This window comes from Streptomyces tirandamycinicus (genome assembly GCF_003097515.1).
Taxonomy (GTDB): Bacteria; Actinomycetota; Actinomycetes; order Streptomycetales; family Streptomycetaceae; genus Streptomyces; species Streptomyces tirandamycinicus.
Genome location: NZ_CP029188.1, coordinates 4,715,448 through 4,729,773, shown reverse-complemented (window position 1 = coordinate 4,729,773; position 14,326 = coordinate 4,715,448). Strand labels below are relative to the sequence as shown.

Below are 14,326 nucleotides of genomic sequence, written 5' to 3'. Positions count from 1 at the left end.
GCTCTCGGCCGGGAGGACACCCACCGGGGCGGTCGGGTGTGCGCCGGCGGTCTCCTGCGCGCGGCTCCCGGGCGGCCGGGACCTCGGCGCGGTTCGCCTCACGGCAAAGCCTTGCGGGCCGTCGCGAAGCGCGGGCGGTTGTTCAGGTCGGGGTGGTCGGCCGCGTCGGCCCAGCCCGCCTCCTCGCTGAAGATCCAGGGCACCTGGCCGCCCTGGGTGTCGGCGTGCTCGACGACGACGAGGCCGCCCGGGCGCAGCAGCCGGTGGGCGGTGCGCTCGATGCCCCGGATGGTGTCGAGGCCGTCCTCACCGGAGAAGAGGGCCATCTGGGGGTCGTGGTCACGCGCCTCGGGGGCCACGTACTCCCACTCCGTGAGCGGGATGTACGGCGGGTTGGAGATGACCAGGTCGACCTGCCCGTCGAGTTCGGGGACGGCGGAGAGGGCGTCGCCGTGGTGCACGGTGACCCGGGACCCCTCGGCGTTCTTCCGGGTCCAGCCGATCGCGTCGTCGGACAGCTCCACGGCGTGCACGCGGGAGCGGGGCACCTCCTGGGCGATCGCCAGCGCGATGGCGCCCGAGCCGGAGCACAGGTCGACGACGAGCGGCTCCACGACGTCCATGGCACGCACCGCGTCTATGGCCCAGCCGACGACCGACTCGGTCTCGGGACGCGGCACGAAGACGCCGGGGCCCACCCGGAGCTCCAGATAGCGGAAGAAGGCACGTCCGGTGATGTGCTGCAGCGGCTCCCGGGCCTCGCGGCGGGCGACGGCCTCCCAGTAGCGGGCGTCGAAGTCCGCGTCCTCGACCAGGTGCAGTTCGCCGCGCTTGACGCCGTGGACGAAGGCGGCGAGCTCCTCCGCGTCGAAGCGCGGTGAGGGCACGCCGGCGTCGGCCAGCCGCCGGGTGGCCTGGGCCACCTCGGCTAGCAGCAGGGAGCGGGGGGACCGGGGTCGTCCCCCGGGGAGCGACTGCACGCTGGTCCTCCGGGCTGGGCGGGGTCGTTCGTGGTTCCGCGGCTCACGCCGCGGCGAGCTTCGCGGCGGAGTCGGCGTCGACGCAGGCCTGGATCACGGCGTCCAGTTCCCCGTCGAGCACCTGGTCCAAGTTGTACGCCTTGAAGCCGACGCGGTGGTCCGAGATGCGGTTTTCCGGGAAGTTGTACGTACGGATCTTCTCGGAGCGGTCGACCGTTCGGACCTGGCTGCGGCGGGCGTCGGCGGCCTCCTGCTCGGCCGCCTCCTGGGCCGCCGCGAGAAGCCTGGAGCGCAGGATACGCATGGCCTGCTCCTTGTTCTGGAGCTGGCTCTTCTCGTTCTGGCAGGAGGCGACGACACCGGTCGGGACGTGCGTGATGCGCACGGCGGAGTCGGTGGTGTTGACGGACTGGCCGCCGGGCCCGGAGGAGCGGTAGACGTCGATCCGCAGATCGTTGGGGTTGATCTCCACGTCGATCTCCTCGGCCTCCGGGGTCACGAGGACACCGGCGGCGGAGGTGTGGATGCGCCCCTGGGACTCGGTGGCCGGGACGCGCTGCACCCGGTGCACCCCGCCCTCGTACTTCATCCGTGCCCAGACGCCCTGGCCCGGCTCGGGCGTCGCGTTGCCCTTGAGCTTCACCGCGACCTGGACGTCCTTGTAGCCGCCGAGCTCGGACTCGGTGGCGTCGATGATCTCCGTCTTCCAGCCGACGCGCTCGGCGTAGCGGAGGTACATCCGCAGCAGGTCGCCGGCGAACAGCGCCGACTCGTCGCCGCCCGCCCCCGCCTTGATCTCCAGGATGACGTCCTTGTCGTCGCTGGGGTCGCGGGGCACCAGGAGCAGCCGCAGCTTCTCGGTGAGCTCCTCGCGCTGCTTCTCCAGCTCCTTCACCTCGGCGGCGAAGTCCGGGTCGTCCGCGGCGAGTTCCCGGGCCGTCCCGATGTCGTCGCCGGTCTGCTTCCAGGAGCGGTAGGTGCCGACGATCGGGGTCAGCTCGGCGTACCGCTTGTTGAGCCTGCGCGCGCGTCCCTGGTCGGCGTGGACCGAAGGGTCGGCGAGCTGCTTCTCCAGGTCGGCGTGCTCGCCGACCAGTTCCTCGACCGCTTCGAACATCGGATGCTCCTGGTTTCGTGACGCTGGGTGGCTGCGGGAGAGACGGCAAAGCGCCGGTCACGGCCGCCCGCACAGGGGCGGCCGTGGACCGGCGCAGTGGCTCGCTACTTCTTGGCGGAGCCGGCAGCCTTGCCGAAGCGGGCCTCGAAGCGGGCCACACGGCCACCGGTGTCGAGGATCTTCTGCTTGCCCGTGTAGAACGGGTGGCACTCGGAGCAGACCTCGGCACGGATGGTGCCGCCCTGGAGGGTGCTGCGAGTGGTGAACGACGCGCCGCAGGTGCAGCTCACCTGGGTCTCGACGTACTCGGGGTGGATGTCGCGCTTCAAGGGTTTCTCCTAGTTCCGGGAGGGCGCCGGGTCGCACGCGCGGGATGCGCGCACGTGAACCGGGGCCGACGTACCAGTCTGCCAGGACCGGCCGTATCTCCCAAAACCGGGGGTCACCGCCGGGTATTCCCGGCTGCGGGGCCTGCCGCGGCCCCTCCGGGTCCCGGCTCCCCGGGACCGGGCCCGCCCCCGGCACCGGCACCGGGCCAGCCCGCCGGCACCGGCACCGGACCAGTCCGCTACTCCACGATGCCCGCGGCCTGCCCGTCCGCGGTGCCCTCGGTCACGGAGGCGGGGATGGGCAGGTCCGCGCGCAGCGCCGCCCACACCTGCTCGCTCTGCTTCTCCAGGGGCACGACGCGGTTCGGGTCCCGTTCGTCGTACGCGACCGGCAGGGTGATCATTTGAACGTCGTCGGCGCCGAGGCCCTTGAGGCCGTTCGCGAAGCCCACGAGCTCCTGGACCGAGTCGAGCTCGGAGTCGGGCGTGATCGCCTGCGTGGCGGTGTCGACCAGGTCGTACAGCTTCTTCGGGTCGCTGAGCACTCCCACGTCCTTGACCTGCTGTATCAGCGCCTTGACAAAGGCCTGCTGCAGCTGGATCCGGCCGAGGTCGCTGCCGTTGCCGACGGCCTTGCGGGTGCGCACCAGCCCGAGGGCCTGGTCTCCGCTGAGCGTGTGCGTGCCCGGCGGGAGGTCGAGATGGCTCTTGGAGTCGCTGATCGCCTCGGTCGTGGTGATCTCCACTCCGCCGAGCTCGTCCACGAGCTTCTTGAAGCCGGTGAAGTCGACCTCCAGGTAGTGGTCCATGCGGATGCCGGAGATCTGCTCGACGGTCTTCACCGCGCAGGCCGGTCCGCCGACCTCGTACGCCGTGTTGAACATGGCGCGGCGCTCGCCGGGGACGCTGTCGCCCCTGCCGTCGGTGCAGCGGGGCCGGTCGACGAGGGTGTCGCGGGGCACGGAGACGACGGCGGCCTTCCGGTGCCCCTCGTATATGTGCACGATCATCGCCGTGTCGGAGCGGGCGCCGCCTTCGTCCCTGCCGTACTCGCCGTTCGCGCCGGCCCGGGAGTCGGAGCCGAGGACGAGGATGTCCATGGAGCCGTTGTCGACGTCGTCCGGGCGGTCGCTGCCGAGCCGGCCGCTGATGTCGACGCCCTGGATGTTGCCGTCGAGCTTGAGGTAGACCCAGCCGAGCCCCGATCCCCCGGCGAGTACCAGCCCGGCCACGGACCACGCGGCGAGCCTCGCGGCCCGGCGCCGCGCGCCGGCCGGCCTGCGGCGGTGGCCCGTCCCGCGTATTCGGCCCTTGCTCTGGTCCTCCATGGCTCCCCAAGTCCTCGTAGGTCCCGATACCCCCGGCCGCGGCCTTCAGGCGTGTTTCGTCCGGCCTGTCAAGCTTTGTTACTCCACCAGTGAGACCGGCGAGGAGCGAGAAGGGTTGCACGGGCAGCTGAGAACTCCGTGAGAACCGGCCGTGCCCGCGGCACGGAACACGGCGGGGTACGACCCTGCAGTGGCCTGCGGCCCGTTCACGCGTCCGCGTTCCCGACGCGGGGGCCCCTCGGCGTCCCCGGAGCGGCAGACGCGCCCCGGTGCGAGCGCCGCGGCCGACCGGCCTCGCGCACCCACGACGGTGGCCCCGGTCCCCTCACGGACCGGGGCCACCGTCGAGGTACGGGCCCCGAGAACGGGCTACTTCTTCAGACGCAGCTCGAACGAGCATCTCAGCGTTTGACGGTACAGCCGTCCGCCCTGGCGATACTCATATCCGCACACCGTCGAGTTCTCCTTCACCTCGCCGGTGATCAGGAGCTGCGCGACATGGACGATGTCGCTCACCGCCCTCGCCCTCACCGTGAATCCCGGGGAGTAGTCCCGCAGCTCGTGAAGCCCGGGGGTATGCGGACCCCGTCCTCGAGGAGCCACGGGATTCCCTCCGGCCGGAGTGCGCATGCCGAGCGGGTCCGCCAAGCACAGTGCCCACCCCACGAAGGGGGTGGGCACTGAACGGGCTTACGGGCGCCGGTCAGCCGAACAGGTTGTACGCCTGCCAGCCGGTGCCGAAGTCCTTGCGCGTGGCGAAGATCCCGCCGGTCGGGGCGCTGCTGCCGTTGCCCGGGTACAGCCAGAGCTTGCCGGTCGTGTCGCGGGCCAGCAGGTCCGCGTGGCCGTCGCTGTTGACGTCACCGACGGTGATCAGCGCGTTGAAGCTGCCGGGGGTGAACTTGCCGACCAGCCGGCGCGCCTCGAACGGGGCGGAGACCTTGCCGGTACCGCGGAGGAGGTACGTGGAGCCGTCGGCGGTGCGGGCGAGGACGTCGGGCTTGCCGTCGTTGGTGAAGTCGCCGTGGCCGCGCACCATGGTGTACTGACCCCAGCCGGTGCCCACGGTGACCGGGGCGGAGAGACCGCCGTTGCCCTTGCCGGGGTAGAGGTAGAGCGTGCCGGCCGAGTTGACCGTGAGGAGGTCCGGCAGCTCGTCTCCGGTGAGGTCGCCGGGGATCACGAACTGCTTGTTCTTGCCCCAGCCGGTGGAGATCAGCTTGCGCTCGGTCTTGCCGGTGGCCACGACGTAGTGGTCCCAGTACACATAGCCGTTGGACGCGCGGAGCAGCACGTCCTCGTGGTCGTCCCGGTCGAGGTCGCCCTGGATCGCCATGTTGTGGCCGGCGAACTTGCCGTGGTTGAGCGTCCGGGCCAGCGAGGTGACCTTGGAGGTCCAGCCGAACAGCGTGCTGTCCGAGGTACGGCGCGCCAGCAGGTCGGCCGTGTGGTCGCGGTTGCGGTTGGCGTCGTCGACGCGGGCCTGCATCGGGGCGGAGTAGGCGGACACCTTGGCGTACACGCCGTACTTCCCGGCCGCCGAGCAGTCCACGTCGCCCCAGGACACCAGGCCGACGAGCCTGCCGCCGACGACCAGCGGGCCACCGGAGTCACCGTTGCAGGTGGTCTCGGTGGTCTCGTCGTCGCCGGTGGGCGCGGCGCCGGCGCAGAGCATGCGATCCGCGACGAACTCCACCGCGGTGTCCGTCGGGGTCGGGTAGGCGGCCTTGCAGTCGCTGTCCGAGACGATGTCGGCGTCGGCGACCTTGAGCTTGTCCGACCCGCTGTCGGGCACGGTGGAGCTCGTACGGCCCCAGCCGTAGACCTTGCCGTCCAGGCCCTCCTTGTAGAGCGCGTAGTCGTTCGGCTGCGCGATCGGCAGTGCGGGGACGGAAACCGCCTTCTCCAGCGTGAGCACGGCCACGTCGTTGTTGAGCGTGTACGGGCTGTACAGCGGGTGGTTCCACTGGCGCTTGACGTTGACCGCGACACCGCCGTGCAGGTCGCCGTTCTCGGAGGGCATCCGGTCGGTGCCGACCACCACGACGCCGTCCGAGTACCACTTGATGCCCTTGACGCAGTGCGCCGCGGTGGCGACCTTCGTCGGGGCGATGACCACACCGCCGCAGAAGTAGCCGCCCTGGCTGTCCCAGAAGTGCAGCTGGGCCATCCACGGGGCGGCGGAGATCGTCGTCTCCTTGCCGCCGATGATGCGCGCGCTCGGTGCGGCCTTGGCCGCGGAACGGGCCGCGGGCTTCGCCGTCTTGGTGCGCTCGGCGGCGGCCATCGCCTTGACCGCGCGCTGGGCGAGTTCCTGCTGCGAGACCGGGCTGGACTGCGTCGGCTCCAGGCTGATCGGCGTCGCCTCGCCCGCCTCGGCGGAGCCCGAGCCGGTGATCGCGATGCCCGCGCCGGTCAGTGCGACGACCGCGGCCACGGCCGGTATCGCGAGCTGGGTACGGCGCTTGTGCCGGCCACCACGGGTGCGTGTCTGCACTCGGTAACCCCTTGGGTCGAACCGGCAGTGCGCGACCGCCCGCCGGGAAAGGATCCAGGTAGTGGCGGGGTATGACGAGCACGCGGGCAGCACGGTTCACGAGGCCTTCCGGCCTCGGCGGTGCCACGCAGTGGATTCCCCCCCACTTCGATTGGGTGATGATACGCGCGTCAACAGCCGTTTGACCAGTGGACTGTGGGATTCCCGGGACAAGCGAACCGCCCCGTCACCTCGGGGGTGACGGGGCGGTTCGGTTCGCGCTGACGGGACGTCAGTCGCCGTTGCCCGGCGTCGGCGTCGTCTTCTGGATCTGCAGCAGGAACTCGGCGTTCGACTTGGTCTGCTTCATCTTGTCGAGCAGCAGCTCGATCGCCTGCTGCTGGTCGAGGGCGTGCAGCACCCGGCGCAGCTTCCAGACGATGGCGAGCTCCTCGCCGCTGAGCAGGATCTCCTCCTTGCGGGTGCCGGACGCGTCGACGTCCACCGCGGGGAAGATGCGCTTGTCGGCGAGTTTCCGGTCGAGCTTGAGCTCCATGTTGCCGGTGCCCTTGAACTCCTCGAAGATCACCTCGTCCATGCGCGAGCCGGTGTCGACCAGCGCGGTGGCCAGGATGGTCAGCGAGCCGCCGTCCTCGATGTTGCGCGCGGCGCCGAAGAAGCGCTTCGGCGGGTAGAGCGCGGTCGAGTCGACACCACCGGACAGGATGCGGCCGGAGGCCGGGGCCGCCAGGTTGTACGCGCGGCCCAGCCGGGTGATGGAGTCCAGCAGGACGACCACGTCGTGGCCCAGCTCGACGAGGCGCTTGGCGCGCTCGATGGCCAGTTCGGCGACCGTGGTGTGGTCCTCGGCCGGGCGGTCGAAGGTCGAGGAGATGACCTCGCCCTTGACCGACCGCTGCATGTCGGTGACCTCTTCCGGCCGCTCGTCGACGAGGACGACCATCAGATGGCACTCGGGGTTGTTGTGGGTGATCGCGTTGGCGATCGCCTGCATGATCATGGTCTTGCCGGTCTTCGGCGGGGCCACGATCAGACCGCGCTGGCCCTTGCCGATCGGCGACACCAGGTCGATGATCCGGGTGGTCAGCACGCCCGGGTCGGTCTCCAGACGGAGCCGGTCCTGCGGGTAGAGCGGCGTCAGCTTGTTGAACTCCGGGCGGCCGCGGCCGGATTCGGGCGCCATGCCGTTGACGGAGTCCAGGCGGACCAGCGCGTTGAACTTCTCGCGGCGCTCGCCCTCCTTGGGCTGCCGGACCGCGCCGGTGACGTGGTCGCCCTTGCGCAGGCCGTTCTTGCGGACCTGGGCGAGGGACACGTACACGTCGTTCGGGCCGGGCAGGTAGCCGGAGGTCCGGATGAACGCGTAGTTGTCCAGGATGTCGAGGATGCCCGCGACGGGGATCAGCACGTCGTCGTCGGCGACCTGCGGCTCGCCGCCGAACTCCTCGCGGCCGCGGCGGCCACGGCGGTCGCGGTACCGGCCGCGGCGCCCGCGCCGGCCGCCCTGCTCGTCGTCGAAGTCGTCCTGCGGGCCGCCGCCCTGCCGCTGCTGGCCGCCCTGCTGCTGGCGCTGGCCGCCGCCCTGCTGGTCGTCGCCCTTGCCGCCGCGGCGGTCCCGCTGACGGTCGCGCTGGCGGTCGCCGCGCTCACCGCGCTCACCGCGGTCGCGCCGGCCGTCCCCGCGCCGGCCCTCGGCCGTGTCGGTGGCGGCCTCGGCCTTGGCCTCCGGCTGCCCCTCGGTCCTGGTCTCGGCCCGGACCTCGGTCTTGAGGTCGCCCCTCGGCTCGGCCTTGGCCGCGTCCGCCTCCGGGCTGCCCGCGGGGGCGGTGGCCCGACGGCGACGGCGCTCGCCCGCCGGGGCGTCGTCGCTGGCCGGCTGGCCCGGGATGTCGATCTGCTGCTGGGCGGCGGGGGACTCGGCCTTCGGCTCGGCGGTGGCGCCGTCCTCACCCGTACGGGCCTTGGAGGTGGCGCGCCGCTTCGGCTTCGTCTCGGCCGCGCCGCCGCCCGCCTCGGCGCCCTTGGCGGGGGCTCCTCCGGCGGCCTGCGCCTCCTTGATGACCTCGATCAGCTGGCTCTTGCGCATCCGCGCGGTGCCCCTGATGCCGAGGCCCGAAGCGACCTGCTGGAGCTCGGCCAGGACCATGCCCTCGAGGCCGGTGCCGGAACGGCGGCGCCGGGAGGTGGTGCCAGTGGCAGCACCTGCGGCGGGCGCGGCGGTGTCGACACTGCTGTCGGCAGTCACGCCCATCAGATCGGTGGTGTCGCTCACGAAGGGTCCTTCCCTGGAGCGGACGTCGGCCTTCTGGCTCGGCGACCGGTTGTGCTGTCCGACGCGGTCCTCGATCTTTCTGATCGCGGACCGGAGCCGGGGCGGTGGTCCGCCGGGGTACGGCGGAGAGATGTACGTGCAGGGCCCGGCCCGAGTTCCCCCTGCTCGGCCCTCTCTTCGGGAGAAGCGAGGGGTGTCGTGCCGGTTCCGGAGCGTGCTCGAAACTGCTCAGGCAGGCTGCTCAGGCAGTTGGGGAGGCTCCCGGAAGAGTGGTGGTCCCGGAAGGGGACACAAAGCACCGCGCCACAAGATTGTGGGGCTGCGTACTTGAGGTTAACACTACCGGCTCCAACAAACATTCCCCCTCTCTGTCACCGGCAATCCCGTGTCGGGCTACGGAGCCAGCGGGAGCACACTCGCTCCCGCGGCGTCGAGTGCGAGCCTGTTGGCCGCCCAGCCCTCGCCCGCGAGCCGGGCCACCTTGTCGGCCGTACCGTCCTCGGCCAGCGCGAGCACGGTGGGGCCCGCGCCGGAGATGACCGCGGGGACCCCGTCGGCGCGCAGCCGGTTGACCAGGTCGACGCTCTGCGGCATCGCCGGGGCGCGGTACTCCTGGTGGAGGCGGTCCTCGGTGGCGGGAAGCAGCAGCTCGGGGCGCCTGGTGAGGGCCTCGACGAGCAGCGCGGCGCGGCCCGCGTTGACGGCGGCGTCCACATGCGGGACCGTGCGCGGGAGCAGCCCGCGGGCGGTCTCGGTGAGAACGGGCCTGCTCGGCACGAAAACCACCGGAACGATGGATTCGGATGGGTCCAACCTGATCGCGCGGGCCGCTCCGGCGTCGGTCCAGGCCAGGGTGAAGCCGCCGAGAAGGCAGGCGGCGACGTTGTCGGGGTGGCCCTCGATCTCGGTGGCGAGCTCCAGCAGTGCCGCGTCGTCGAGCCGGGCGTCGCCCCCTATGGTCACCGCGCGGGCCGCCACGATGCCGGCGCAGATGGCGGCCGACGAGGAGCCGAGGCCGCGGCCGTGCGGGATGCGGTTGGCGCAGACCACCTCGAGGCCGCGGGGCTGCCCGCCGAGCAGGTCGAAGGCCGTGCGCAGCGACCGCACGAGCAGATGGCTCTCGTCGCGGGGCAGCGTCTCGGCGCCCTCACCGGCGATGTCGATGTGCAGCCCGGAGTCTGCGACGCGGACGACCACGTCGTCGTACAGGCCCAGCGACAGGCCGAAGGCGTCGAAGCCCGGCCCGAGGTTGGCGCTGGTGGCGGGCACGCGCACCCGGACGGCGGCGGCGCGAAACGCGGGACCGGCCATCGATCGACGACTCTCCTTGCTGGTTCTGATCGGTTTCTGATCGTTTCCGATTGGCGCTGATCTCGAGGATCTTTGCGATCGGATGTGATCGACTCTAATCGGCTCTGATCGGCGTGATGACGATGCGAAGACGGGAAGACGGGAAGACCCACGGGCCGGTGTCGACGGCGACCGCGGCGAGCGCGGCGGCGGGGTTGCGTACAGCCTATCCAAGGAAGGTTGTGCGGCGACATAGGGCGCACGGGAGGCGCACGATGCGTGTCGCACTCCCCTTCGTGCCCCTGCGGCGCGTCCGGGACGACGCGCCGTCCGTGCCTGCCGCTCTCGCGTACGGCCCGGGCGGGTGACCTCCGGCCGCCCCCGCCGCCGCGCGTCCGCCCACACGACCGCCTGCGCAGCCACTTCCTCTGCCACCTGCGCGACCGCCTCCGCCGTCCGCGCACGAAGGCGTACGCGATCCGGTGGGGCGGCGGCCGGCGGGTGCGGCGCCCGCAGGTAGGTGGGAGGCACGTCCGCACCGGGTACGGCGCGGTGCCGCGGCCCCGTACGACCGGCGTCCGCGCCCGCCCGGTACCCGTCGCGCGGCACCGGGCACCGCCCCGCGGGCGGAACCCGGCCGGAGCGGCTCAGACGAGCCCGAGCCGCTCCGCCGCCGCGGCGGCGTCCACCGGGACCGTCAGCGGCTGGGGCGCTCCGGCGACCGCCCAGTCGGGGTCCTTGAGGCCGTTGCCCGTGACCGTGCAGACGATCCGCTGACCGGCGTCGACCTTGCCCTCCTCGGCGGCCTTGAGCAGGCCGGCCACCGAGGCGGCCGAGGCGGGCTCCACGAAGACGCCCTCACGCGAGGCCAACAGCTTGTAGGCACGCAGGATCTGACGGTCAGTCACCTCGTCGATGAAGCCGCCCGACTCGTCCTTGGCCGCCACCGCGAGCTCCCAGGAAGCCGGGTTGCCGATCCGGATCGCGGTCGCGATCGTCGACGGGTCCTTGACCACCTCGCCGCGCACGATGGGCGCGGAACCGGACGCCTGGAAGCCCCACATACGCGGAGTGCGGGCGGACACGCCGTCCGCCGCGTACTCCCGGTAACCCTTCCAGTACGCCGTGATGTTGCCGGCGTTGCCGACGGGCAGCACATGGACGTCCGGCGCGTCGCCGAGCGCGTCGACGATCTCGAAGGCGGCGGTCTTCTGGCCCTCGATCCGGACCGGGTTCACCGAATTGACCAGCGCCACGGGGTAGTTCTCGGAGAGGCCGCGGGCCAGCACCAGGCAGTCGTCGAAGTTGCCGTCGACCTGCAGGATCTTCGCCCCGTGGACCAGCGCCTGGCCCAGCTTGCCCATCGCGATCTTGCCCTGCGGGATCAGCACCGCGGACACCATCCCCGCACGGCCCGCGTAGGCCGCGGCGGACGCCGAGGTGTTGCCGGTGGAGGCGCAGATGACGGCCTTCGCGCCCTCCTCCTTGGCCCTGGTTATCGCCATGGTCATCCCGCGGTCCTTGAACGACCCGGTCGGGTTGGCACCCTCGACCTTGAGATAAACGTCACACCCCGTGGCCTCGGAGAGGGACTGCGCGGCGACGAGCGGCGTACCGCCCTCGCCGAGCGTGACGACCGGCGTGGTGTCCGTCACCGGGAGCCGGTCGCGGTACTCCTCGATGATGCCGCGCCACTGGTGAGTGCGAGTGCTCATGGGTCCCTACTCTCCTTCAACCCGCATGATGCTGGCGACACCGCGCACGGTGTCGAGCTTGCGCAGCGCCTCGACGGTCCCCGAGAGGGCGGCGTCGGGCGCGCGGTGGGTGACGACGACGAGCGATGCCTCGCCGTCCTTGCCCGTCTGGCGCACCGTGTCGATCGACACGCCGTGCTCGGCGAAGACCGTCGCCACCTGGGCGAGCACGCCCGGCTTGTCGGCCACGTCGAGGCTGATGTGGTACCGCGTCACGACCTCGCCCATGGGGCTCACGGGCAGCTGCGTGTAGACGGACTCGCCGGGCCCCGTCGCCTCGGCGAGCTTGTTGCGGCAGACGGCGACCAGGTCGCCCAGGACGGCGGAGGCGGTCGGCGCACCGCCGGCGCCGGGGCCGTAGAACATCAGCCGGCCGGCCGCCTCGGCCTCGACGAACACCGCGTTGTACGCCTCGCGGACGGACGCCAGCGGGTGGCTGAGCGGAATCATCGCCGGGTGCACCCGGGCCGTGACCGACCTGCCGTCCGCCGCCCGCTCGCAGATCGCCAGCAGCTTGATGGTGCAGCCCATCTGCTTGGCGGAGGCGAAGTCGGCGGCGGTGACCTCGGTCATGCCCTCGCGGTACACGTCGTCCAGGCGCACCCGGGTGTGGAAGGCGATACCGGCGAGGATCGCCGCCTTGGCGGCGGCGTCGAAGCCCTCGACGTCGGCGGTCGGGTCGGCCTCGGCGTACCCCAGCGCGGTGGCCTCGTCCAGCGCCTCGGAGTAGCCGGCGCCGGAGGTGTCCATCTTGTCGAGGATGAAGTTCGTCGTGCCGTTGACGATGCCGAGGACCCGGTTGACCTTGTCGCCGGCCAGGGACTCGCGCAGCGGCCTGATCAGCGGGATCGCACCGGCCACGGCCGCCTCGAAGTAGAGGTCGCGGCCGTGTTTCTCGGCGGCGGCGTACAGCGTGGCGCCGTCCTCGGCGAGCAGCGCCTTGTTCGCCGAGACGACCGAGGCGCCGTGCTCGAAGGCGGTGGTGATCAGCGTACGGGCGGGCTCGATCCCGCCGATGACCTCGACGACCACGTCGATGTCGCCCCGCGCGACGAGCGCCTTGGCGTCGGTGGTGACGAGTTCCTGCGGGATCCCCTCACGGACCTTGGAGGGGCGGCGGACGGCGACCCCGGCGAGTTCCACCGGGGCCCCGATCCGTGCGGCGAGGTCGCCGGCGTGCGTCGTCATGATGCGCGCCACCTCTGAGCCGACCACTCCACAGCCCAGCAGCGCCACCTTCAGCGGACGCGTACGCATCATCCGACCTCGATTCCTTCATCAAGCAGGGTGCGAACCAGTCTCACCCACCGCACGGGGCTTTCCTCGCCTCGTCCGGATTCTGAGACATATATTTCATTAACCGACATCCAGACGCAGGAGATCTTCCTCCGTCTCACGCCGGACGATCACCTTGGCCTCGCCGTCGCGCACGGCGACGACGGGCGGGCGGAGCGCATGGTTGTAGTTGCTGGCCATGGAGCGGCAGTACGCGCCGGTCGCCGGCACCGCGATCAGGTCTCCCGGCGCCAGGTCGGCGGGCAGGAAGGCGTCCCGTACGACGATGTCGCCGCTCTCGCAGTGCTTGCCGACGACGCGGACCAGCATCGGCTCGGCGTCGCTCGCGCGCGAGACCAGCGCCACGCTGTACTCGGCGTCGTACAGCGCGGTGCGGATGTTGTCGGACATGCCGCCGTCGACGCTGACGTACGTCCGCAGCCCGTCGAGCGGCTTGATCGTGCCGACCTCGTACAGCGTGAAGGCCGTCGGCCCGACGATCGCCCGGCCCGGTTCGACGGAGATGCGGGGCGTGCGCAGGCCGGCCGCCTCGCACTCACGGCTGACGATCTCGCCGAGCGCCTTGGCGATCTCGTGCGGCTCGCGCGGGTCGTCGGCGGAGGTGTAGGCGATGCCGAGACCGCCGCCGAGGTCGATCTCGGGGAGCTCGACGCCGTGCTCGTCGCGGACCTCCTTCAGCAGCCCCACCACCCGGTGGGCGGCCACCTCGAACCCGGAGGTGTCGAAGATCTGCGAGCCGATGTGCGAGTGGATGCCGGCGACCTCGAGCCCGTCGAGCCGCAGGGCCCGCCGGACCGCCTCGGCCGCCTGGCCGCCGGCGAGCGCGAGGCCGAACTTCTGGTCCTCGTGGGCGGTGGCGATGAACTCGTGGGTGTGCGCCTCGACCCCGACGGTGACCCGGATCAGGACGCGCTGGCGCCTGCCGAGCGACTGCGCGACGTGCGCGACGCGGACGATCTCCTGGAAGGAGTCGAGGACGATGCGCCCGACCCCGGCGGCGACGGCCCGCTCGATCTCCTCGACGGACTTGTTGTTGCCGTGGAACGCGATCCGCTCGGCGGGCATCCCGGCGTCCAGCGCCGTGGCCAGCTCGCCGCCGGAGCAGACGTCCAGGTTGAGCCCCTCCTCGTCGAGCCAGCGCACGACGGCGCGGGAGAGGAACGCCTTGCCCGCGTAGAACACGTCGGCGTCCTTGCCGAAGGCGTCGGCCCAGGCGCGGCAGCGGGCGCGGAAGTCCGCCTCGTCGAGGACGTAGGCGGGGGTGCCGAACTCCTCCGCGAGCCGGGTGACGTCGATACCGGCCACGCTGACGGCGCCGCCGGGACCGCGGTGCACGGTACGCGACCAGACCTTCCCGTCGAGCGCGTTGAGATCGGCCGGCGGGGCGGCGTAGTGGCCCTCGGGGAGGACGTCGGCGTACCGGGGCCCGGCGGGGTGTGCGGAACGGCTCATTCTTCTCTCAC

General features: G+C 71.7%; 11 protein-coding genes. All 11 read right to left on the bottom strand.

The genetic code is table 11. From position 1 onward, the window contains the following. Positions 1–98: 98 nt before the first annotated feature. A complete protein-coding gene (prmC, locus tag DDW44_RS20995; RefSeq protein WP_206307189.1) occupies positions 99–980 on the bottom strand; it encodes a peptide chain release factor N(5)-glutamine methyltransferase in 882 nt (293 codons plus the stop codon). Positions 981–1,023: 43 nt separating this feature from the next. Beyond that, positions 1,024–2,097 (bottom strand): peptide chain release factor 1, encoded by a 1,074-nt coding sequence (gene prfA, locus DDW44_RS20990; protein WP_018892823.1) that lies wholly within the window; start codon positions 2,095–2,097, stop codon positions 1,024–1,026. 104 nt (positions 2,098–2,201) lie between these two features. Next, positions 2,202–2,426, bottom strand: coding sequence for a 50S ribosomal protein L31 (rpmE, locus tag DDW44_RS20985; protein WP_017949958.1), 225 nt, complete (start codon positions 2,424–2,426; stop codon positions 2,202–2,204). Positions 2,427–2,665: 239 nt separating this feature from the next. After that, entirely contained in the window at positions 2,666–3,754 is a 1,089-nt protein-coding gene (locus DDW44_RS20980; RefSeq protein WP_108907361.1) for an LCP family protein, read from the bottom strand. A 369-nt stretch (positions 3,755–4,123) separates the two neighbouring features. Then, entirely contained in the window at positions 4,124–4,270 is a 147-nt protein-coding gene (locus DDW44_RS32135; RefSeq protein WP_166802702.1) for a hypothetical protein, read from the bottom strand. A 187-nt stretch (positions 4,271–4,457) separates the two neighbouring features. Then, positions 4,458–6,251, bottom strand: a complete 1,794-nt coding sequence (locus DDW44_RS20975) for a trypsin-like serine protease (protein ID WP_244224076.1) — start codon at positions 6,249–6,251, stop codon at positions 4,458–4,460. Between the two features lie 271 nt (positions 6,252–6,522). After that, positions 6,523–8,523 (bottom strand): transcription termination factor Rho, encoded by a 2,001-nt coding sequence (rho, locus tag DDW44_RS20970; protein ID WP_206307188.1) that lies wholly within the window; start codon positions 8,521–8,523, stop codon positions 6,523–6,525. Between the two features lie 393 nt (positions 8,524–8,916). Beyond that, positions 8,917–9,834, bottom strand: a complete 918-nt coding sequence (gene thrB, locus DDW44_RS20965; protein ID WP_017949963.1) for a homoserine kinase — start codon at positions 9,832–9,834, stop codon at positions 8,917–8,919. A gap of 626 nt (positions 9,835–10,460) precedes the next feature. Continuing rightward, the gene (thrC, locus tag DDW44_RS20960) at positions 10,461–11,528 is read right to left on the bottom strand and encodes a threonine synthase (protein ID WP_017949964.1); all 1,068 of its coding nucleotides are present in this window, start codon (positions 11,526–11,528) and stop codon (positions 10,461–10,463) included. Between the two features lie 6 nt (positions 11,529–11,534). After that, positions 11,535–12,827 carry a homoserine dehydrogenase gene (locus tag DDW44_RS20955; protein ID WP_017949965.1) on the bottom strand — a complete coding sequence of 431 codons (1,293 nt, stop codon included), beginning with the start codon at positions 12,825–12,827 and terminating at the stop codon, positions 11,535–11,537. 96 nt (positions 12,828–12,923) lie between these two features. Beyond that, positions 12,924–14,315 (bottom strand): diaminopimelate decarboxylase, encoded by a 1,392-nt coding sequence (gene lysA, locus DDW44_RS20950; protein ID WP_018892829.1) that lies wholly within the window; start codon positions 14,313–14,315, stop codon positions 12,924–12,926. Positions 14,316–14,326 lie beyond the last annotated feature (11 nt).